Source organism: Candidatus Bathyarchaeota archaeon (assembly GCA_026014745.1).
Classification (GTDB): domain Archaea; phylum Thermoproteota; class Bathyarchaeia; order Bathyarchaeales; family Bathycorpusculaceae; genus Bathycorpusculum.
In genome coordinates this window covers 384,903-406,339 of sequence record JAOZHS010000001.1, presented here as the reverse complement: position 1 = coordinate 406,339, position 21,437 = coordinate 384,903, and the positions used below count along the sequence as shown (strand labels likewise).

At 47.2% G+C, this 21,437-nt stretch carries 20 protein-coding genes; 6 read left to right on the top strand and 14 right to left on the bottom strand.

Features of this window, described 5'->3' with window-relative positions; translation table 11 throughout:
* Positions 1 to 26 precede the first annotated feature (26 nt).
* Positions 27 to 1,307: a cation:proton antiporter gene (locus NWE92_02245; GenBank protein MCW4028452.1), complete on the bottom strand. Its 1,281-nt coding sequence runs from the start codon at positions 1,305 to 1,307 to the stop codon at positions 27 to 29.
* A 221-nt stretch (positions 1,308 to 1,528) separates the two neighbouring features.
* The gene (gene albA, locus NWE92_02240; GenBank protein ID MCW4028451.1) at positions 1,529 to 1,819 is read right to left on the bottom strand and encodes a DNA-binding protein Alba; all 291 of its coding nucleotides are present in this window, start codon (positions 1,817 to 1,819) and stop codon (positions 1,529 to 1,531) included.
* Between the two features lie 211 nt (positions 1,820 to 2,030).
* On the opposite strand from albA, the gene pgsA reads away from it, so the two are divergent.
* Positions 2,031 to 2,645, top strand: a complete 615-nt coding sequence (gene pgsA / locus NWE92_02235; protein MCW4028450.1) for an archaetidylinositol phosphate synthase — start codon at positions 2,031 to 2,033, stop codon at positions 2,643 to 2,645.
* On the opposite strand, the gene NWE92_02230 is transcribed toward pgsA, so the two are convergent.
* Both NWE92_02230 and NWE92_02225 read right to left on the bottom strand, forming a co-directional pair.
* Entirely contained in the window at positions 2,642 to 2,935 is a 294-nt protein-coding gene (locus NWE92_02230; GenBank protein ID MCW4028449.1) for a 30S ribosomal protein S26e, read from the bottom strand. The genes pgsA and NWE92_02230 overlap by 4 nt on opposite strands.
* A gap of 48 nt (positions 2,936 to 2,983) precedes the next feature.
* The gene (locus NWE92_02225) at positions 2,984 to 3,871 is read right to left on the bottom strand and encodes a DUF4438 domain-containing protein (protein ID MCW4028448.1); all 888 of its coding nucleotides are present in this window, start codon (positions 3,869 to 3,871) and stop codon (positions 2,984 to 2,986) included.
* 159 nt (positions 3,872 to 4,030) lie between these two features.
* On the opposite strand from NWE92_02225, the gene NWE92_02220 reads away from it, so the two are divergent.
* A complete protein-coding gene (locus NWE92_02220; GenBank protein MCW4028447.1) occupies positions 4,031 to 4,609 on the top strand; it encodes a CBS domain-containing protein in 579 nt (192 codons plus the stop codon).
* Positions 4,610 to 4,654: 45 nt separating this feature from the next.
* Here NWE92_02220 and NWE92_02215 read toward each other — a convergent pair whose 3' ends face one another.
* The 6 genes from NWE92_02215 to NWE92_02190 form a co-directional block, all read right to left on the bottom strand.
* Entirely contained in the window at positions 4,655 to 5,560 is a 906-nt protein-coding gene (locus tag NWE92_02215; GenBank protein MCW4028446.1) for a hypothetical protein, read from the bottom strand.
* A gap of 83 nt (positions 5,561 to 5,643) precedes the next feature.
* A complete protein-coding gene (locus tag NWE92_02210) occupies positions 5,644 to 8,241 on the bottom strand; it encodes a PQQ-binding-like beta-propeller repeat protein (protein MCW4028445.1) in 2,598 nt (865 codons plus the stop codon).
* A gap of 188 nt (positions 8,242 to 8,429) precedes the next feature.
* A complete protein-coding gene (locus NWE92_02205) occupies positions 8,430 to 9,191 on the bottom strand; it encodes a PQQ-binding-like beta-propeller repeat protein (protein ID MCW4028444.1) in 762 nt (253 codons plus the stop codon).
* Entirely contained in the window at positions 9,100 to 9,732 is a 633-nt protein-coding gene (locus NWE92_02200; GenBank protein ID MCW4028443.1) for a PQQ-like beta-propeller repeat protein, read from the bottom strand. Before NWE92_02200 ends, NWE92_02205 begins: the two co-directional genes overlap by 92 nt.
* Positions 9,681 to 10,307 carry a PQQ-binding-like beta-propeller repeat protein gene (locus NWE92_02195; protein MCW4028442.1) on the bottom strand — a complete coding sequence of 209 codons (627 nt, stop codon included), beginning with the start codon at positions 10,305 to 10,307 and terminating at the stop codon, positions 9,681 to 9,683. The genes NWE92_02200 and NWE92_02195 overlap by 52 nt, the downstream gene beginning before the upstream one ends.
* Positions 10,308 to 10,403: 96 nt before the next feature.
* Complete coding sequence (locus NWE92_02190; protein MCW4028441.1) at positions 10,404 to 13,253, bottom strand: hypothetical protein; 2,850 nt, start codon at positions 13,251 to 13,253, stop codon at positions 10,404 to 10,406.
* A gap of 179 nt (positions 13,254 to 13,432) precedes the next feature.
* On the opposite strand from NWE92_02190, the gene NWE92_02185 reads away from it, so the two are divergent.
* The 4 genes from NWE92_02185 to NWE92_02170 all read left to right on the top strand — a co-directional run bounded on the left by NWE92_02185 (position 13,433) and on the right by NWE92_02170 (position 17,504).
* The gene (locus NWE92_02185) at positions 13,433 to 15,256 is read left to right on the top strand and encodes a PAS domain S-box protein (protein ID MCW4028440.1); all 1,824 of its coding nucleotides are present in this window, start codon (positions 13,433 to 13,435) and stop codon (positions 15,254 to 15,256) included.
* Positions 15,257 to 15,355: 99 nt separating this feature from the next.
* Complete coding sequence (locus NWE92_02180; protein MCW4028439.1) at positions 15,356 to 15,637, top strand: hypothetical protein; 282 nt, start codon at positions 15,356 to 15,358, stop codon at positions 15,635 to 15,637.
* A 56-nt stretch (positions 15,638 to 15,693) separates the two neighbouring features.
* The gene (locus NWE92_02175) at positions 15,694 to 17,040 is read left to right on the top strand and encodes a dihydroorotase family protein (protein MCW4028438.1); all 1,347 of its coding nucleotides are present in this window, start codon (positions 15,694 to 15,696) and stop codon (positions 17,038 to 17,040) included.
* 8 nt (positions 17,041 to 17,048) lie between these two features.
* Positions 17,049 to 17,504: a Mut7-C RNAse domain-containing protein gene (locus tag NWE92_02170; GenBank protein ID MCW4028437.1), complete on the top strand. Its 456-nt coding sequence runs from the start codon at positions 17,049 to 17,051 to the stop codon at positions 17,502 to 17,504.
* 363 nt (positions 17,505 to 17,867) lie between these two features.
* On the opposite strand, the gene NWE92_02165 is transcribed toward NWE92_02170, so the two are convergent.
* The 4 genes from NWE92_02165 to NWE92_02150 all read right to left on the bottom strand — a co-directional run bounded on the left by NWE92_02165 (position 17,868) and on the right by NWE92_02150 (position 21,396).
* Positions 17,868 to 18,107: a DNA-directed RNA polymerase subunit K gene (locus NWE92_02165; GenBank protein MCW4028436.1), complete on the bottom strand. Its 240-nt coding sequence runs from the start codon at positions 18,105 to 18,107 to the stop codon at positions 17,868 to 17,870.
* A gap of 4 nt (positions 18,108 to 18,111) precedes the next feature.
* The gene (gene thsB / locus NWE92_02160) at positions 18,112 to 19,794 is read right to left on the bottom strand and encodes a thermosome subunit beta (protein ID MCW4028435.1); all 1,683 of its coding nucleotides are present in this window, start codon (positions 19,792 to 19,794) and stop codon (positions 18,112 to 18,114) included.
* Between the two features lie 208 nt (positions 19,795 to 20,002).
* Complete coding sequence (locus NWE92_02155) at positions 20,003 to 20,851, bottom strand: hypothetical protein (GenBank protein MCW4028434.1); 849 nt, start codon at positions 20,849 to 20,851, stop codon at positions 20,003 to 20,005.
* Positions 20,852 to 20,976: 125 nt separating this feature from the next.
* Entirely contained in the window at positions 20,977 to 21,396 is a 420-nt protein-coding gene (locus NWE92_02150) for a zinc ribbon domain-containing protein (protein MCW4028433.1), read from the bottom strand.
* Between the last annotated feature and the right edge of the window lie 41 nt (positions 21,397 to 21,437).

Sequence of the window (21,437 nt, the reverse complement as noted above, 5' to 3'; positions counted from 1 at the left end):
ACTTTACGATACCCCAAAGCCGAGGGCTACTCGTGGAAGTCTAAGGGGTAGGTTGGGATATAGTCGGGTCGACTAGTGGGGTCGTCTGATTTGCAAGTTTCCTCTTCAGGCGGCTCCTTATCGTAGCTGCGACGTAGCAAAAGCGGCGCCAAAATCGTAGTAATCATAATCATACCCAAAATCGCAGCGTAAGTACTCTGAGTTATAGCACCTGCAGAAATTGCCACACCAGCAACAATTAAGCCTACTTCACCGCGAGAAATCATGCCGTAACCCACCTTGGCGCCTTTAGAACGGTTCTTAAGGAAGAACGCGGCGGGCAATCCGCAGCCAACTACTTTGCTGATAATTGCAACCACAACTATGGTTATGAAGAAGCCATAGAAGAACAAGTCCGTGGTGAGGAAACTACTTACGTCAAATTGGGCACCTGCCAACGCAAAAAACACAGGTGAGAAGACGACACTTATTTTTCGGGTGTAGTCACGAATTTTCTCGATGGCATTAGAGCTGGCGACAGCCATACCCGCAGCGAAGGCGCCCACAATTGGGGACAGACCCAAAGCGGCGGCTAATGCGGATGCACCAAAGCAGGAGGCAGTTGCAGCGGCTTCCATGGTGCCCTCTGAGCCTTTAGCGGTTAAGTTTATGACACGGGGCAGAACCATAGCAGAAAATACTGTCATGCCTAACCATAACGCAAGAGAGGTACCAATCATAAACGTGACATTCAAAGGAGTTATCGGGGTGGAAGAGGAAATGAATGAAACAAGCAGACCCAAAATGGCTAAGCCCAGCACGTCATCTACCACGGCGGCGCTTATCATCATATGCGCCTCCTTAGTTTGGCAGCGGTTAAGTTCTTGGAGAACCAGAGCCGTTATGGAGATGCTGGTGGCAACTAAGGCGGCCCCGACAACCATTGCCGATATGGTATTCAAGCCCAACAGCACACACACGCCATACCCCATAACGAAGGGGACAACTACGCCGACGGTGCCGATGACAAAGCCAGCGGTGCCGACTTTGCGGAAATCACGGAAAGTCATCTCTAAACCAGCAATAAAGAGGATAAGTATGCCGCCGATCTCGCCGAATGCGCGAACGATTTCGTTAATTTGGATGAGCGGCGTCCCGTTTATGACCAATAAGGAGCCGAGGGCGTAGGGTCCAAGCAGTATGCCCGCGAATAATTCGCCGAGCACGGAGGGGATTTTTCTCCAAGAAAAGATTTCGCCGAGCACCTTTGCTGAGAAAACCAGTATACAGATGGTTACGATAGCAGTCAGCACTGAGTCTAGAGCCATGGTACACCCTCAAACGTCTATGCCTCCTCTGTTTAGTCTTATAAGATATTTGATGGGGCTGAAAATTTTTTTCCATAAAACAGGGGTTGCTTTACACACGTACAAGCGAGATTTAGAAAAGGAAGAGAACGGTTAATGTTTTTGTCAATTTTATTGGAAATGTAAAGGCAAAAAATAGAAGAAGGGTGAAAAATTGTCTGTCAGGTTTCTTTATGACGAGTTTAAGCTTTCTTGCTTAATGTTATCTCCATCGTGGAAACCATTCTGGACTTGTTCTCGCCCTCACGAGGTGGCATCTCGGCTGTTCCAATAGCGATTTTGCTTACTTTGAGGTCTTTAATAAACCGGTTTCTTGCGATCTCGGCGACGTCAACAGCGGTTGTGATTGCCTGGCCTCTTGCTTTGAGGGTAATTTCTTTTAGGTTGCCTGAGGAGAGGCTTGTTATGATAGCCAGAACATAGCTCATTGGGGGTTTGTTTCCGACGAAGATTACGTCTGCATTTTCAGTCATTTTGTATTCTCCTTAATGTATGCTTTGTGTAACGTTGCTGCTTTGCGCTCTGTTGAGCTACAGAACGTTACTGGTCAAATATAGATAAACTTCCTTATAAGTCCATTGAGGAACCCAAGTAGCATAAACAATTGTTCAGCAGGTCAATAAAGAAAAGGCTTTTCTACACCTACCCCCCTATTGCAGTACACTCTAACCAGTTGAATGCCACTTGCTAACCAAACTTAAGAAAAAAATACAACAAATGCTCACCACCGAAGCAACAATCGCACATAAAATAGGACTCACACCCAACCGCATAAGCGTCGTCGGCTTCATCTTAGCATTTGCCTCAGCAATCACCTACGCAGTTACCCCCAACCAGCCCAACTGGCTACTGCTCTTAGCAACCCTGTTTCTGTTAGCCTCAGGATTCTGCGACACCCTCGACGGCATCGTTGCAAGAACCTTTGGGCAAGTCTCTGTGTTCGGTGGCTTCTTTGACTCTGTCCTTGACAGATACGCAGATGCAGCCGTCTACGCGGGCATAATAATCGCGGGACTATGCGACCCTGTCTGGGGCTTAGCAGCGTTGGCAGGCTCAGTGTTGGTTAGTTACACCCGTGCACGTGCAGAAGCGGCCGGTATTAAAATGGAGTCGGTTGGTTTTGCTGAGCGTGCAGAACGAATGCTGATTTTGGCGGTAGCTTCCATTGTGGCGTTTTGGTGGCTGCCAGCGTTAGGCTACGGCATAATCATCTTAGCAATACTTGCAAACTTTACTGTAATACAAAGAGTTGTACATGTTTATAATGTGTTAAAGAAAGAAAAAGCCCGAATAAACTAATATCTTCTTCGGGGGGCTCGTGAGTGACGTTCGCTTTCGGCTCGGACGTTAACGATACCACGGTGCACAGCACAAGATATGCAATAGTATTTTGTGTCTACCCAAGAAGCTAAGAATGTACCTTTTTGTCTAAGCTCCTTTGCTAATTGAGGTTCAACAAATGAAACCCGCCTAGTAGATCGCTTTGCCTTATCACGCGGCACCATTGCCCCACAGTTTACACATTGAACAAGACTGCTACTTCCTTTGCTACCTTTTGATCTTCCTCGGCTTTTACGCTTAGATGGCAATAATTTTAACCTCTATTCCTTTTTTCTTCATTTATTGAATTAACTATCTTATATATCTGCCCTTAATTTAAGTAGAGAAGCAATGTTTGCTGCTCTATTTAATTGAGGAACAATTTTACCATCAGCAGATGTCATCAGTGTTGTAACGCCGGGTCCGTGGCCTGCCGAGACACAGTTTGTATGGACAACCACTCCGACTGAGACAGCGCCCGTACGGAAGATCCTACCATAGGAATGGTCAGCATCAATGATGGCAACCAGATCGCCAAGCCGCAGATTTCCCAACTCATACTGCTCCACCACGCCTTCGTCGAAGAGTTGAATATCGTAATCGCCTGAGTTAACTTGGTTAGCTCCTAACCCGGAGCCCATGATGGCAGCGGGAACAATATGTGTCACTGGCACCATCAACTTGTCACCGTTTGAGGCAGGATTCCAAGCAGCCAATAAAGCGGGGTCCATGTTGAGAACCTTAATGTTGGGGTAATCTAACAGTTTTAGACCTGTACCATAAGCTTTCACCAAAACCTTATCGCCAGGCGCAAGCAACTCCAAAGTTTCTAAAGGAAAATCAACCAACACATGCTCAATGCCGCCATGTTTGCCAGTAACGGTGCCTTTGGCGCCTTTGGCTTCGCCGCTGATTACGGTGGCTTGGTTGCCGACGCATGAGAGCACGTTTAGGGCGGTGTTGGGGGCTTGTCCGAAGCGGGCGTCGTTTTCTTTGTTTTCTATGCTTGCAGCGGGTTCTACGTGGTCTGCTTCCCAACCGCAAGCTGGGTCGCCGACGCGCAGGTTATAGGTTACTCCACCTACGCCAGGGTACACAACGGGTTTGCCAGTGGCGGAAACGTTGTAGACGTTGCGAATAGTGGGGCTAGCGACTTCGCCGATTACAGAGATTTTTATGAGTTTATCAGCGTTGATTTTGAGCACTTTTTTTGTTCCTCGTGGGCATCTGCTTTAGAGGTGGAGTCTAATATAAAACTTCACGGTGTGTTTTCTTTCAATAGGTAACTCTTAAATTATGCGCCCCTTTTTATAGTTCCATTAGGAAGGCTTGAGCCTCTAAGTTATACTAAGAGTGTATCTGCAATGTCTGAAATTGGGTTAAGAACCAAGATGCTGGTCAAAGATATAATGAGCAGCCCCGTTGTAACCATGGACGAAGACGAAACCGCCAACAAAGCCGCCGCAAGCATGGACATGAACGAGTTAGGCGCAGTCATAGTCCAAAACAAAGCAGCCAAATCCATCGGCATCATAACCGAACGCGACCTCGTCATACGCGTCGTCGCCAAAAACCTCAAACCTGACACTGTAAAAGCCAAAGAAGTCATGACTACCCCACTGGTGACTATAGAACCCGAAGCCACCATAAGTGACGCTGCCCGACGCATGACCCGACTAGACATCAGACGATTAGGCGTCATCTACAAAGGCAACCTTGTCGGCATTGTTTCAAGCAAAGACATCTTAGGCGTCATGCCTGAACTCCTCGAAATCATGCAGGAACGCGTCCGAATCGAAGGTCAATCACACTCCGAAGAAAACCTTGAAGTTCCGCTTTCAGGCTACTGCGACCGCTGCAACGCCTACTCCGAGAACCTCAAGGAACGCAACGGACAAAACATCTGCGACGAATGCCGCATCGAACTCGAACAAGAAAAGTAAGCTCTCTAACCGTCCGTTTTGTTTCGGGCGAATTTTAATTTATTTTTAATAGATAACTGGGGGGAGCCGCATTTTTGCCTCAGCGGGTTTTCTTTGGGTTGCGGATGAGTAAATAATTGGGTGACTGTTTTCCCAAGCTTTTTCAAAATTGTCACGATAAATCGTAATTACGTTTCGTGAGTTTGTCCACAGGCAACAGGGGTAACCTCCGGGAGATAACTTTTGGGTAGCGATTAAGACTTCTCGGTCATCAATCAATATGTAGGGTTTGATTGTGACTTTGCCAGATTGTTTAATCGAGAAATCGCCACTATGAGGGATGACTTGTCCAAGAATTTTTTTAGCGTCCTCAACCATTTTGATGTTATCTATTATTATTCGGGTTTTGACTTTGTTTGCGGCTAAGATGAGGAAGCGATTCTCCAAAAGGGCAGCCCGTTGCCGCATTAAATCAAAATTGATAACCAAATTACAATGCTTCTTTGCAGCCGCGTAGGCTTCGTCAAGTCGATGGTTGATTGCAGTATCCGCTGAGAAATAAACAACTTGTACATCTAGAATTTCTGTGATTCTTTGACGACTATGCTCTAGTAGCTTCAATTCTTCAGTTAAACAGTTGACTGTTTCTTTAAGGTGCTTGATTTTTTTGAGAGTTTTTGCCTCTTCCGTACTGATAACATATGATAGCGCTTTATCGGGTGGGACAGCTCTGATGTAAACGGGGCGTTCAAGAGTTTTTGTGATTAAACCCATCTTCTCCAGTTTAGGCAATATCATGTAGATGTCTTGCTTGTGTATTTTCGTGTCTTGGGAAATAGCATTTATGCTTGCCCCTGGCATCTGCAAAATACTCAAGTATACCTTCGCTTGGTTGAGGGAAAGCCCAAAGGCAGTTAACGCTTCTACTATATTTTCTCTCAGCCCGAAACCCCCATTTACGAGAAGTGCCAAATATAAACAATTAATTAGTGTAGAATTTGCTTTTAATATTTTTTCCAATTGCACCTTAAAAAAATAAAAGGGGAGAGAAAAGTTTAGGGTCTTTTTCTCAGCGAAATCAGTATCAAAGCGCCGACGACAGCGATTGCGACGACGATGATGACTATGCCCGGAATCAGGTATAGGTCAGCCATAGATGGCGCAGCGACAGCTGGTTCAGGTGTGGGTGATGGAGCATCAGTTACGCCAATTGCGGTTTGCGAGTATGAACTGTAGTAGGCTTTTGAACCGTCGAAGCTTGCGATGAGAGTGTATTCGCCGGGGACTTCGGGTGTGAATAGGTACTTGAACATACCGTCTGCGTCGCTTGTGGTTGTGCCGATTTGATAGAAGTTACCGTTGGGATCTACAGTTTCAAGTTTAACTTCAACGCCAGTCAGGTTTGTAGGCATCGGTTGTTGGTGGTAAACATATGCCATCCATTCAGTCATGGATTCATCAGACATTGCGGGGACGCCTTGCGGGAACCGTTTGGCTTGTTCATTTTGTGATGTGCCAGCGGATATGTCAGTTATGGTGCCCTCGATTAACACGCTATCGCCATAGGTTGAAACCTTTGGTGAAGCGGTAATGGTTGTCTCGGTGGGTCCTTTGCTGTAAGCAGTTATCTGTCCATCATAGTTGTTTAGGTCGACTAGGATACCGTCAGCGATTATTGGAACGTTGCCCCAGTGGTCAGCAGCCCAGAGTGTTTCTCCGGATTCGATGTCAACGCAGCGTAGCTTGGAGCCTTTCCATAGAGGCTTGCTTGGCGAGTGCTCGCTAGAGAAGAGGTAGATTTTGTCGTCTGCAACAGCGCCTAATGAGAGTGGGTAGCGTCCGTGGTCAAAGTAGGAATCAATTCCGCCGCTTTCAGTCGGTTCATCCCAGAGTAAGTCGCCAGTAAGAACGTCGTAGCAACGTAAGATGCCATCATATCCGTAAGTTAAGAGTTTGTGGTTGTAGATTACTGCGTTGTTGGTGCCTCGACCATACATGTTGTAGGGGTCTTCAGATTCTGTGGGGCCCCAGACTTTGTTGCCTGTGTCAAGGTCGTAGCCTGTCCATGTTCTTGTTTCTTTGACCCATTCAGTAAAGATACCATCTTCTAAGCTGGCGGGTCCCAGATACATTGTGGCGTTTTGGATTGGAGGTGAGGTGTAGTCTTTTCGCCAGTTCAGTGTGCCTTCTCTTCCGGGTTCGAGGCTCATTGACCAGTAACCGTAAGAGGTAGTGCCGTATGCGAAGGATGATTGCCCATAGGTGCCGATGACGCGGTCTTCAAAGACGTAGTTGATGCTGCCGAGTCCTTTAGGTGCTGTTACGTTCCATTCGTATCCAATGGTTGCGTTGTAAGTTGCGCCAAGAGCAGGTCGCCACATCCAGTCTTCGTTTGCAGTGTAAACGGGTTTGTATGTGATTACTTTACTGGAGTTCCAAAGAGTTAGCCAGCCAGCTTGAGAGTTGTAGTTGTATATGAGGAGGCTTCCGTCTGCTGCTGTGATTTGTGTAGAGGGTGCAAATGCAACACCGGATGAAGGTACGCCATTCATGTTGAGTATCCAGTTTCCTGTCCAAGCATCATACATCTGCCAAATGTTAGTGCCGTTGTTAGGGTCAGTGTAAGTTGACCACAGATATGCTAATGCGCCGTGTTGGTTGGGTGAATCATAGGCGTAGATTTGACCAAATGACAGGTAGGGGTATGCACCGGAAGGTACGTGAGATGTCCCTGAGGGTCCAATATTGGGTAACAGAGGGCCTGTGCTGTTTTGGAACCATTTTTCTTCGCCTGTTTGCAGGTCATAGCAGTACCAGCCGTATCGGGGTGGTTGCATTTGGTTAACGTAGAGGTTGCCTTGGATAATCAGGGGGTTAACCCATAGCCGTTCGTATGATAAGCCGTCGTAGTAGCTGTTTGTACTAAACTGTCCGTCAACGATGCCGCCGAATACCCATGGCTTAGTCCATATGATGTGGGCAGTTTCAGGTCCAGTGCTGTAATAGTTAATGTTAGTGCTGGGCATTGTTGGGTTGTTTGCATATGCACTGCCGCCGACCCAATTACCAGCTATTGCGTTCCATTGGCGGTTTTCAGCGTTTATTGGTCTTTGCCAGTAGTCAGTTGGCAGTGGTGTGTCGGGTAGAAATGATAAGGGTGCCTCTTGTACTTCGAGGTCGACTACTTCACTGTCGCTGGGTAATAAAATGTCGCCTATATATGCAGTGCCGCGGGGCGCTTGAGGTGGAGGAGGTGCGGGTTCGCCAGTATAGGTATGTCCAGGGAAGTGGCTTTGTATTTTATACACGCCAGCTTCGTTTGGCGTGAAGGTTACGTATCCGCCTCCGACAGGGTCAGAGGTGAATGGACCAAGAGTTTGATTGGTACCGTCAGGGGCTGTTACTGTTATTGTTACGCCTTTCCATCTGTCACCGTATGCACCGACTGCTGTTTGCGGTAGGAGGTCAGTCCACCAGGTAATGAGGACCTGTTGACCAACACCAACTGGGCTAGGAGAGACTGCAACGTACATCCAAGTATTTTTTGTCCACGGAGGGTCATGAGCGTTCACTTCAGGCAGAGCAAAAAGGGACAATGCCATCAGGAACATCAAAGTCAAAGCAAAAATCAAGGTTTTAGGGTGTTTATTCATTTTTTTCCTTTCCAATTTTCGTACAAAAACAATTTCTCGATGAGAATTTGCTTTTGCCGCTACCTTGTTTAACGAATTAACTATAAAGCACCTGTTTGCAAGTGCGCACTTTTGAATTAGAAAGGAAATATTTATAAAAAAGAGGAACTTGCGAGAAAATTAAGAGACCCTAAACCAGAAATTCAGGTTTAACTAACAGCGGATGTCGCTTCAGATTTTTTCCGTGACAGAACCAGCCAAACAAGCCCCAAAAAGACAACGCCCACAACAATAGCAACCGCTAACGTTGTAAAAGGCAAGACAGAGGATTGCTGGTCAGCTAACGAGCCAAACGCGTATAGTACGTGATTGTAGGAGCCCACAAAAATCCTGCCGTCGGCTACTGCAGGCGAAGACACAATCATACCACCCGTCTCGTAGAGCCAGAGGCAGTCACCAAGGGAAGCGTCAAGCGCATACATGTTACCGTCATAGGAACCAAAATAGACGGCTCCGTCTGCCACAGCAGGTGAAGAAGCGACTTCGCCGCCTGTCAAATAAGACCAGATGAGCCCGCCGTTGGAGGCGTCTATCGCATAGACTTTGTGGTCATCTGAACCCACATAAACCACGCCATCCACAACGGCAGGCGAAGACACAACAGGGTCACCCGTGCGGTAACTCCAGAGGTAGCTTCCGTCGGTGGCGTTAAGCGCATAAACGTTGTCATCGTAGGAGCCCACATAAACCACGCCGTCAACCACTGCTGGCGCCGAAAACATAATCATATCCTGCGTTTGGTAGCTCCAAACCAGTTGCCCATGCAACTCCGTATCAATCATTAGCCCCGTCGAAGCATTCAGGGCATCCACTTTGCCATCATGCGAACCGAAAAACACCACGCCACCCACAACTGTAGGGGAAGAGTCGATTTTGCTGCCTGTAGCGTAGCTCCAAAGGTACCCCCCCATCGTTGGCGTTTAACGCGTAGAAGCTGCCGTCAAATGAACCAAAAAACACGACGCCGTCAGCAACTGCTGGGCGGCTAATCACTATGTCGCATACCCTGTAAGTCCACTGCAAAGCGCCAGTTGAAGCGTCAAGTGAGTAGAGATTATTGTTTTGGGAACCAAAATAAACCAAGCCGCCAGCCACTGTGGGGGCAGATGCAACCGCACCGCCAGTTGGGTAACTCCAAGCTTCTGCCCCATCGGACAAGTTTAAGGCGTAGAGGGCACCGTCTTGGGATCCAAAATAGACTAACCCGTCAGTTACGGTGGGCGAAGAATAGATGGGTCCGCCTGTAATGTAGTTCCAAACTGAGGTGCCATTTGAGGCGTCTAAAGCGTAGAGGGAGCCATCCGCTGAAGCCACAAACACCAAGCCGCCGCTACAGGCTGGAGAGGACACCACCTGATGGCTTGTTTGGTAACTCCAGACTTGTGTGCCGTCGGTGGCGTTTAGCGCGTAGAGTTGCCGTCTTGAGAACCGATGAAGAGGACACCGTCGCATAGGGCGGGTGAGGAGAGCATAATTTTGTCGCCTGTTTGGTAACTCCAGATGTAGGCACCGGTGTCTGCGTTGAGGGCGTAAATGTGGTTGTCCTCTGAACCAAAATAGACGACGCCGTTTGCTACGAGGGGGTCGCAGTCCACATAGTAGCCAGTTGTATAGTTCCAGATTTTGGTTCCGTCTTGGACGCGGAGGGCATAGAGGTTGTGGTCCTCAGAACCCACATAAACCACCCCCGCGACAACAGCGGGCTGGGAAATTACTATTCCACCCGTTAGGTAGCTCCAGATAACTGCTCCGTTGGAGGCGTTGAAAGCGTAGATTTTGTGGTCATAAGAACCCACAAACACTACTCCGTCGACGACGGTAGGGGAACCCATCTGTCCCCCCGTGTTAAACGCCCACAAAGTCTGATTACTCTTTGGCGCCGAAGATGCGGAGTAGCCTGTATGGCTAAGGTCAGCGTGAAACATGGGCCAAGCCTCGGGGGTTTGCGCCGCAAAGGCAACGCTTGCTAAAACGCAAAAAAATATTATGAAAGTTATCAAAATTTGGCAGATTGCTGTTCTTTTCATTGGTCTATGTTATTTTCGGGTGTTCTAAGCTTAAAGGTATTTTCTTTCCAGAAGACAAAACAAAAAAAGAGAAAGGATGAGGGGATTTTTTTTGGTTTATGGGTGTTTTCTTAGGATGAGAACTGTTGCTATTGCGATGGCGATGATTATTGCTACGACGCTGATTGCGAGGTACATCATTAGGTCGCTGGCGTTTAGTGTTGGAGGTGCAGTGGTTGGTGTGGGGGTTGATGCTTCAGCGTTAACTACGAAGGATGATTCTGCTTGTGATGGATAGTAAGCGCCTGAACCTTCGAATGATGAGACGACGGTGTACATTCCGGGGCCTGCAGCGGTCATTTCGGGGGTGATTTCTAGAGCGTAATTGCCGCTTGCGTCGCTGTGAGTTGTGCCTGCATCAATCATGTTTCCGTTGGGGTCAAATACCATCACGGAGACGTCGACACCGACTGCGTTGGTTGGCTCGGGGTTCTGGTAGTAGACGTATTCCATCCATCCTGTTTGGCTTGAGTCGCTGACTGCTGGTACGCCGCCTGGGAATCGTAGGGCGATTTGGGACTGCTTTGTGCCGGGGGAAATGTCCATGACTGTTCCTTGTATAAGCAAGCTTTGTCCGTTAATTACTCCGCTTAAGGGTGTTTGTAGTGTTGTCTGAGTTGGTCCTTTACCGAAAGCGTAGATTTGGTTGTCGAATTCGTTTAATGATACAAGATAGCCGCTGGCGAGCGCTAGTGTTCCTCCTTTGAAGAAGGTGATGTTCCAGATTTGTTGACCTGTTATAGCGTCAATGTCTTGGAGGTATTCGGCTGCTTCAAGGTTGGGTCCGGGGCTGTGTTCAGCGCTGCTGGTGAAGATGTTGTTTGATGAGAAGGCTGAGATTGAAGCTGGTGCATATGCCCAGTAACCGTCATATCCCATTGGGGCTGAATTGTAAACGAACTTTAATGAGCCGTCTTTGACACCGTATGCGTATACTTTTCCGCCTGTGCCGCTTGCGTCACCGCTGTATAGAGTACCGTTGTAGATGCCGCCGCTTATGCCATACATGTGGTTAGAGGTTTCTGCTTCTTTTGTGCTCCAGATTTGTTGACCTGTCTTGGTGCTGAAACCCATCCATATGCGGGTTTCTTTTTGCATCATTGCAAAGACTCCGTTGCCTAAGTTGTTCTGGTTAAACCACATGGTTAAGTTGCCTGGACGTGGAGCTGTCACTGACCATACAACCTGACCGATGTTGTCTTGGCCGATGCCGATTGCGTATTGGACGTAGTTGGCTGGTGTTGGGTAGGATGCTGTGCCAAGGGTGTTTGGCAGGGTGCTGTAGATGAGGATACCGTCGGCTTGGTCAACAGCGAAGAGGAATGGACTGCTTGGTGTGTTGGGAATGGTTCCAGTGAGGTTGTAGGTTTTGATGCCGCCGATTCTCGCGTCAATTTGGGCACCTAATGCGGGTCTATAGAACCAGTAGCTGTTAGAGGAGCTGCCATAGTTGACGCTGCCATTTCTGATTAGTGCAGCTGTTTCGTATTGGTTAACGAAGACGGCAGTGCTGTTCCAGACGGTTAATTGTTTAGTAGAGTTGTTGACGCTGTAGATGATCATGTTACCGTTTTGGTCGGTGGTTAAGGCTGGAGAGCCAAATGTGGTTGAGTAGCTGGGAACGTTCCATAGGTTACATATCCAGTTGCCGGTGAAGGGGTCAAATGCTGACCAGACGCTTGATCCGTTGTTTGCTGTCCAAATTGACCAGAGAGTGTCGATGGTTCCGTGTTGGTTGGGTGATTCAAAGTCCATTTCTTGTCCGAAAGATAGTTGCGGGTAGTAGTTCTTGTTGAAGCTGCCTATTTGAATCGGGTTTAGGCTTGCTCCGCTGCCCATGTTGACTGTTCCTGTCCATGCGTTGGTTCCGTTTTGGTACCATACGTCTTGTCCTGTGTTTAGGTCGACGCATTTGAAACCGTATTCTGGTGGGTTGGGGGTGTTGTAGTAGAGGAAGCCGTTCATAATAATGCAGTTTGCGAACATGGTTTCGTATGATTGGTAGCCATAGTAGTTGTCTCCGCCGTTGATTAGTTGCTGTGGGTTGCCTGCGACTCCGCCGAAGTTAATGGGTTTACTCCATGCAATGTGGGCAGTGGTTGGGGGCTGCATGTAATCGTTGATGATGCCGCCGATGTTGTTTTGGGGCATCTGAGTGCCGAAGTAGTTAGGGGCGATACCTTGACCTAGCCAGTCGCCAGTGAGGTAAGCCCAGCTCTGGTGACCAGCTTGACTGACGGGTTGAGTCCAGTAATCGGATGGTAAGGGGTAGCTTATCTGTTGTGGAATTTGCTGTTCTGAAACAGTGACTGTAACGGGGTCAGACTGGCTTGCGCTATAGTATCTGTGCCAGTTTGCGCCTGCAATAACAGATTTTTGACCTTCAGCAAGCGATACTCCGTTGGCTGTTGCATAGGTTTGAGCAGCAGCTTGTTGGGATGGAGAGAGGTTTGCGACTGCTACGGGGTCAACACCGTTGGGTGTTTCATCAATTAGTTTGCCTTCAGTGAAGCCTTGGAAAGTGTAGTTGCCTGCAACGGTTGGAGTGAAGGTTACGAAGATGTCGCCTACTGAGTCAGACCACTGGGGTCCGATTGTTGTGTTCTGTCCGGAGGGGTCTGTTATTACCACTTTCTGGGACCAGCGGTCGCCGTATGCGCCGCTTCCTGTGGGGGGCAAGTTTGCGGTCCAGACTAGAATGCTGATGGTTTGGCCGACGCCGACTGGTGATGGAAAAGCGTTAATGTAGGTCCATTGGGGTACGGTCATTGTTGGAGTGACTGATTGTCCGTTGATTTGGGGTATTGTCATGGCTAAAGTGCTCAGGGCAAGTAGCAGAATCAATGCGGCAGAAGTGATTGCGGATTTGTTTAGAGAAAATCTTTTTTTGCTATAAATGTTTGACATTTGTTTTTTTTCCTTTATTTTTAGGAGGATATACCTCCCATCCAGCCTATGCGCTGCAAAAATGTTTTAAGTTCTTGCTGTTGGAGACGCCAACAACAGCTCAAAGAAACATTATTTGAGAAATCTTCGTAATCTGAAAAACAATAAATAAGAGAACCATCCACAATCACACGACCCGTATGCATGTCACAGAAGACGGGATTAAGGCTTTAGTGAGTCTGGGACTCAGCGGCACGCAAGCAAAAATTTGCCTAATACTTGCACAACTTGGTTCCTGTACTATCAGCGAGATTGCTCAGGTTTCAGGCATAGCGCGCCCAGACACCTATCGGGTAGTGCTTGAGCTTGAAGCAAAAGGCATAGTTGAAAAGATTCTCTCTACACCTACAAAATATGAACTTCTTCCATTGCCCAAAGTTGTATCGCTTTTGATGGAGCATCGGGAAGCTGAAAACCGAGAAATAAAAGAAGCCACACAACATCTTATCAGAGAGTACGATAAGTATCTAACAGACAAGCAGCCCTTAGATTCGAGCCAGCTTATTTTAGTGCCTGATGGAGTAGCGTTCTCCAACAGGCTAGGAAAGCTTATACAAAAAGCCAAGCAATCGATCTGCATAATTTCTAATCAAAAAACCCTCACACAATTTATTGACTTAATAGCTGAAAAAAACTTGAACAAAGAAGTACAAATCAAGGTTGTAGTGGAGAAGTCTAAACCCAACTCCTTATCTAAACAGATGCTTGAGTTGCAGAAAAATTCCCTTATTGAATGTCGAGGGATCAACATCCTGCCGCCCTTTTCGTTGTTGACTTTTGACCAAAAAGAAAGCCTCCTGCTAACAAACATGCAAACTGAAGATAACAAAGCACACGCGGTGTACTCGAATAATCCAAGTTTTGTTGAACTATCACAGAGCTACTTCAACGAAGCATGGTCCGCGGCAATAGAACCAACTGCACTATCATTTAAGCGAACCAAAACACAATTTGACCAGCTCTTTAAACACATGCTAAACGGTTTTTGCTATAGCAAAATCGTCTTCCAAAATGGCGAACTGACAGATTTAGTGATCCTCCAAGTTAACGAAGCCTACGAAAAAATAATGGGACTAAAACGCGAAACAGTAATTGGAAAAAGAGTCACAAAAGCTATCCCGAACATTGAGGGAATTAACCCTGAATTTCTAAAAGTATACTCAAGAGTTGCTCGCACTGGAAAAGCCGAGGACTTTGAAGGCTTCTTTAAATCGCGTAACCGATGGCTTCACGTTTCGGTTTATACGCCCAGAAAAGGCTATCTTGCAATGTTATATGAAGACATCTCTGATCGCAAGAAGTATGAAGCAGAACAACAGTTAATGATTGAATTCTTAAAATTCGCCAACCAAACCTCCGACACACAGGAATTAATCAGGTTAACCGTGGATTTCTTCCAAAAGCAGTCGGGCTGCGACGCGGTGGGCATCAGGCTAAAACAAGGAGAGGATTACCCTTATTATGAGACACGCGGTTTTCCCCCAGAACATATTCTATTAGAAAATCACCTCTGCACTAGAGATGAAGCAGGCTGCCTTGTCCGCGACACAAAAGGCGACCCCATTCTTGAATGCATGTGTGGAAACGTCATATGCGGCCGATTTGACCCCACAAAAGGGTTTTTCACCAAGAAAGGAAGCTTCTGGACAAATGGCACAAGCGAACTCCTCTCCTCCACAACCGATAAGGACCGTCAAACCCGAACACGCAACCGCTGCAACGGTGAAGGATACGAATCAGTTGCATTGATTGCGCTGCGGGTTGGAAGTAATCGGTTGGGGCTTTTGCAGCTAAACGATAAACGTAGGGGCATGTTTACGCTTGAGAAAATCGAAATGTGGGAAAGAATCGCGGATAGCTTAGCGTTGGGATTATCCAAAACCATCGCTGAAGAAAGCCTGATAGCCAAGCAATGCAAACCGTTAAACTCGGCTAAATCATCTGGCTTGACAGAAGTAATTTAACAATTCCCGCTCTGTTGCCCGAGGCACAGAAAAACCCAGATGACCCGTTTGAAATGGTTTTTATGGCAATGCACTCATAGTTTTAGTTGAGGTTTTGAGTTGTCTGAAACGTTTGACTTAGAAGATTTTAACATGATTGATATGACAGCCAAAAAAGTTCTCGAAGCCCTCGCAGAAACCAACAAAGGAATTTTTGTCAAAGGTGAAGAAATCCACATTAAAACGGGCTTAACCCCAGAAGACATCAACTACTCAGTCAAAGTGTTGGCAAAATCGCTGTTGATAGACATATCAACCGCTTCCATGAACCGTCCCCCCTACGAGTTCTACGCGACTATGATAACAGACTTCGGAAGACAAGTCCTAGAAAAATTCGGCTAACACACTTGATAAACTTTAATTAACAAACCAACCGCTATTGCTAACCGTGAACAGTTGTGATTGTTGATTCTGTCTTCACTAACGCCAAAGCCCTCCTCCACGGAGACATCGTAGACTGCAGCCTCGCACTCGAAGAAGGCAAAATACAAAAAATCGGCAAAGAAACCCACATGCCCAACGCCGACCAAAAAATCGACCTCCACAACCATCTGGTGTTGCCGGGGCTGATTGATGAGCATGTACATCTACGAGATGAGGGCAGAGCCTACAAAGAAGACTTCAACACAGGCACCGCAGCAGCGGCAGCAGGCGGCTTCACCACCGTACTGGATATGCCCAACAATGACCCCATAACCATGAGCACCCGAACCCTACGCAACCGCATGGAGCTTGCCAAACACAAAATCCTAGTTAACGTGGGCTTCTACTCTGAGTTCCCCACCAACCTTGCCGAAGTCAAAACCATCGTTTCAGAGGGGGCAGTTGGGTTTAAGCTGTTTATGGGCAACCAAACAGGCGGCGTAAACGTGGACGACGACGAGGCGCTAAGGGAAGCATGCAAAGCCGTGGGCGAATCAAAGGTTCCCTTGGCGGTTCACGCTGAAGACAGGATAATGTTGGCAACAAACGAGGCGAAGCTTAAGCAAGCCAAGAAGACTGCGCTTGCCGATTTCTCACGTGCTCATCTGGAAAACGTTGAGGTAACAGCTATTCAAAGAATGCTTAGACTCAGCGAGGGCACGGATGTGCGTTTGCAGTTTTGCCACGTCTCCACCAAAGACGGCTTAGAAGCCATCGCCCAAGCCAAAAAGGCAGAGCGAACGGTAACTTGTGAAGTCACCCCCAACCACCTTATGTTAACCACCGACGACTTGAACAGTTACAGAGGCTTAGCAATTATGGCGCCGCCCGTCCGTGATAAGGTTCAAGTGGATGCCCTCTGGAAAGGTATAGCCGAAGGCACCGTAGATGCGATAGGCTCTGACCACGCTCCCCACACGATTGATGAGAAGAATGCTAGCAGCGTTTGGGACATCAAAGTCGGCGTACCCGGGCTCGAAACCACCCTGCCATTGATGCTAACGATGGTACGGAAAAACAAGCTAACCTTTAGCCAAGTTGGAAAGCTGTTAGCAGAAAAACCAGCCCAAACCTTCAACCTAACCGACCGCGGCGTACTCGAACAAGGCAAAGCCGCCGACTTAGTCATCGTGGACTTTGGTTGCCAATTCAAAATTGACGCCTCCAAATTCAAATCTAAAGCCAAATTCAGCCCCTACAACGGCTGGGACGCCAACGGCAAAGTCCTCAAAACCATCGTGGCAGGGCAAGTTGTGTTTGAGGATGGACAAATCGTCGCGAAACCCGGAAGCGGCAGCGTGATTCGGGGAGGGGCAACCTGAGATTTCTTTTGGATGGAATGCTCGGAGGATTAGCACGTTGGCTACGCATGTTAGGGCAAGACGTAGTTTACTCTACTCAGTTAAGCGATAATGAACTTTTAGAATTAGCCAAAAAAGAACAGCGGGCGCTATTGACGAGGGATTTGGAACTCTACAAACGCGCCAACAGCCGAGGACTAGACACCTTCTACGTGGACGACCAAACCGAATCGGGACGATTGACAGTTGTGGCAAAACGCTACGGCGTACCTCTCAACGTAAACATGAACCAAGCCAACTGCCCCCTATGCAACACGCCCCTCGAGTCAGCACCTAAAGAGCAACTCGCCGACCGACTCCAAAAAGGCACCTACAACAACTACAACCAATTCTGGCAATGCCCCCACTGCAAACAAGTCTATTGGCAAGGCTCACACTGGAAACAAATCCAGAGAATCCTAAAACAAACACAACAAAAACTCTAACCTACGCATTCAGTGTGGCGAAATCTTCGATTTAGAAACGCAAAAGCTGCAAACCTAAAAAGCCCAGTAAAGTCAACTCGGTGGCTACATGATTTGGCGTCTATTTGGATCCTAATATCCAACCCATGCAGAAAACGATAGAGGGGGAGGGAGCACAGCAGGCATATTTGGATCCTATTAGTGGTTCTATGTAGAAACCTGAGAGGGGTAGGTCACTATTGGCTGAAAACAAGCTCATTAGCATGTTGAAAACCAGTAGAAATCCCAGCTTTAAACAGGATTGGGGTTAGGGCTTCTGAGCTATCGCTACCCTGCAAACAAGCTGTTGAGTAGAAATAGGTTAGAAAAGGAAAGAGTTGGCTTTTAGGCGAGCCATTTGAGGGGAATGTCTTGGAATGTGCCGTCGGGCAGTGTTCGTCGGATGGTGATGGGCAAGATGCCTGCGTCCAATTCGGACAGTGCGATGTCGATTGGGTTGGTGTTTTCTTCTGCGTCTACGAGGATTGGTGCTCCCATCGAGATTTGCAATGCCCGTGCGCCTACGATGCGGGCTTTCTCGAAGCGAGTAATTTTTGGGGGTCCTACACTAATTTTTTGTGACATAATTTTACTCCATGCCTGGATATCCACCCATACCGCCCATGCCCATACCGCCGCCAGGCATACCTCCTCCAGGTGGCATAGGAGGAGACTTCATCTTAGCCGACGAAATCACATCGTCGATTTTTAGAATCATAGTTGCTGCATCCGTTGCGGATTTGATTATTTGCTTTTTGACTGCGAGCGGCTCATAAACCTCCAGCTTGGTGATATCAACGACTTTGCCCTCGGCAATGTTGATGCCAGCCCAAACCTGACCAGCCTCATGCGCCGCACGTAACTGAGATAAAATATCCACAGGATCCAACCCCGCATTCTCCGCCAAAGTCGTCGCGATGGATTCCAGCGAGTCCGCGTAAACCTGCACTGCCAACTGCTCCCGACCCGCAAGGGTTTGAGCATATTTGCGCAGAACCGATGCGATTTCGGTTTCAGGTGCGCTTCCGCCAGCCACCACTCGAGGTTCTTCAAGCAGGTCTTTGACGACACAGAGTGCGTCGTGGATACTGCGTTCAGCCTCAGCAATCATGCGCTGAGTGCCGCCTCGAATAAGCAACGTTACGGAACGGGGGTTTTTGCATCCCTCAACATAAGTCATCTTATCATCACCCGTACGACGCTCCTCAACCAAAGCTGCACAACCTAAATCAGCTGCGGCTAAAGCGTCGAGACTGCTGATAATTTTGCCGCCAGTCGCGCGGGAAAGTTTTTCCATGTCAGATTTTTTGGCACGTCGCACAGCTATAATGCCTTTGCGCGCCAAGAAATGCTGAACCATGTCATCAATGCCTTTTTGGCAGATAACCACGTTTGCGCCGGAGGCAACGATTTTGTCAACTAAAGCTCTTAGCATGATTTCTTCTTGTTTAAGGAAGGATTCGATCTGCTCGGGGGTTTCGATGTTTAGTTTGGCATCCATCTCGGGCTTCTCATTTTCTAACGATGTATCAAGTAAGGCAATTTTGGCGTTTTCGACGCGTTTAGGCATACCAGAGTGGACGATTTCTTTGTCAAGCACAATGCCGTTGATTAGTGTGGTATCGCGGAGGGATTCGCCAGTTTTCTTTTCGACTTTTACGTCATCGACGTCGGCGTGGATGCTGCCGTCGGGTTGTTTGTCGGCGACTGCTTGCATGGCTTTAACTGCCAACTCTGCAAGGTAATCTTTGTGTTCGGCTACAAGTTTGCTGCCCATCGAAGTTGCAGCTGCCTTTTTGAGGAGTTCGCCTGATTTTAAATCAACGGGTAGGGCGATTTTGTCAAGCACCTCAAGCGCTTTGTCGGCTGCTTTGAGGTAGCCGTCGATGATTATGGTTGGGTGAATGTTTTTGTCTATGAGTTCTTCTGCGCGGCTGAGGAGTTCGCCAGCGATGATGACCACGGAGGTGGTGCCGTCGCCTGCTTCTTTGTCTTGGGTTTTGGAGACTTCGACGAGCATTTTCGCGGCGGGGTGCTGTACATCCATTTCGTCAAGGATGGTGCGGCCGTCGCTTGTGACTGTGACGTCTCCGAAGTTGTCCACCAACATCTTATCCATACCGCGTGGACCTAACGCGCTTCGGACGCTTTCCGCGACAACTTTAGCAGCCATAATGTTACTATGCTGGGCTTCTCTGCCACGGCTCCTATTCGAACCTTCCCTAAGGACCATTATAGGAATACCGCCTGCTTGTGATGATGCTGCTGACAAATCAAGATATCCTCCATTAATGCGAACAACACAATGAGACCCCTAACAATATAAGTTTTTCTAGCAACAATACAAAGACAAAAGCAACTAACAAGCCACTTTAACATAAACCCACAGCTTTTTTAGCGGCTACTTGTTGGCTTTGAAGCCCCGATAGGAGACCTCAGAAATCTACCCCCGTATATAAAGTACAAAAAGGGAAAAAGTGTCAGAAGAACTTCCGTTTTAAAGTTGAAAGCATACTATTGCCTTTGATTTCTTGCCGGAGTGTTTCTGAGATATGGTCCTCACATAGCAAACCGCTTTCTTGATAGAAGTGCTTCTCGCAAAGTGGAATTCCACACTTTTCACAAACCGCAACGCTATCCTTCCGTAATAGCGTACACTTACGGCATTTGGTTAAATCATCTTCTATTATTTGACCAGAAGAGGCCAACAACCTCCTTGAGAAGCTATAGTCACCAGATTCATACTCAAGATTCCATTTTGGAACATACACCATTCTTACCCCTCTAATGCTTATTTCCTTCAATCGGGGTACGAAAGAAAAGTAATGAGTCTCAATTTCGCCTCGTTTCTTAACTTGATAAGACACTTCTTGCTTGTTTTTTTCAATTAAATGGTATTTAACAATCTTTGTAGCGTCTTCTTCTGTGATTTCGGGTTCAGCAGGGGAAACGTTATAATCAGAGTTTAACAGGACAGGCTTGGAAACAGGAAGAATATTATCCAAATCTTCAGAGACTAACTTATCCTCTTTTGACCTAACTTTTTCTTCTTTACTTTTTAGTAACCCTAAAACATTGTCTACCACATTTTTTTCCAAGTTTATGATATCTCCATCGAGAGCATCCACGTAATAGACACCATTATCCGAAAAGGTATGTACTTTCCCAGTTGGGTCCGCGCGTTTAGCTTGGAGCCTGAACTTTACCATTATGTAAGGATGAAAGAGCAAAACGGAAGAAAATAAGCGTACGACATTGCTATTTTTGAGATTAAGGGCTGATGCAGCCGAAAAATCCAGATTAATAGGCAAAATCGGTTCATTGATCAAGCTGGGATTTCTAATTCGACCAATCGAATAGGCGTAAAACTTTTCCTTATGTTCATCGCCGTCCCAGAGCTCGATTCCGACTGAATCAGCACATTTTACCGCGTCTTCTGAGAAAACCGTATTAGTTACAAATAAACCTGAAAGAATGCCGTGTCCGTCACCTTATCTTTGAATATTCTCATGTCAGATACGGGCACACTCCGTGAGGGGTCATAATTTTTACACTCAACAAGTCTACGCCTATTACCTCTAGTCAGCAAAAGGTCAATTTCAGCTGTTGCACCACTTTTTGTGGGTAGACGTTTTCTTTTTTCTACTGAGTAACCCATTTTCTCCAAAATGGATGCAGTTGTATTTTCTAAAGCAACTCCAAGGTTGTAAGTGTTTAACTTAACAGGCCCAATGTCTTCTTCAGACATAGAGGGCATAGGTAAGGTAACAACCTTGCTTGAAATTTGCTCCACATTCAATTTCCCGCCACATTCAGAGCAAAATTTTGGGTTTGGTTCTACAAGAGGGGTACCGCAATTAGGACAATATTTCAAGCTTTTCACCTTTTCACGGGGCTATGAAGTTAGCGATGTGC

Coding starts and splice junctions, on each gene's coding strand:
- NWE92_02245 (MCW4028452.1), bottom strand. CDS start 1,307: ATGGCTCTAGACTCAGTGCTGACTGCTATCGTAACCATCTGTATACTG.
- NWE92_02185 (MCW4028440.1), top strand. CDS start 13,433: ATGCATGTCACAGAAGACGGGATTAAGGCTTTAGTGAGTCTGGGACTC.
- NWE92_02220 (MCW4028447.1), top strand. CDS start 4,031: ATGTCTGAAATTGGGTTAAGAACCAAGATGCTGGTCAAAGATATAATG.
- NWE92_02200 (MCW4028443.1), bottom strand. CDS start 9,732: ATGCGACGGTGTCCTCTTCATCGGTTCTCAAGACGGCAACTCTACGCG.
- NWE92_02190 (MCW4028441.1), bottom strand. CDS start 13,253: ATGTCAAACATTTATAGCAAAAAAAGATTTTCTCTAAACAAATCCGCA.
- albA (MCW4028451.1), bottom strand. CDS start 1,819: ATGACTGAAAATGCAGACGTAATCTTCGTCGGAAACAAACCCCCAATG.
- NWE92_02165 (MCW4028436.1), bottom strand. CDS start 18,107: ATGTCACAAAAAATTAGTGTAGGACCCCCAAAAATTACTCGCTTCGAG.
- NWE92_02205 (MCW4028444.1), bottom strand. CDS start 9,191: ATGGGGGGGTACCTTTGGAGCTACGCTACAGGCAGCAAAATCGACTCT.
- NWE92_02195 (MCW4028442.1), bottom strand. CDS start 10,307: ATGAAAAGAACAGCAATCTGCCAAATTTTGATAACTTTCATAATATTT.
- NWE92_02210 (MCW4028445.1), bottom strand. CDS start 8,241: ATGAATAAACACCCTAAAACCTTGATTTTTGCTTTGACTTTGATGTTC.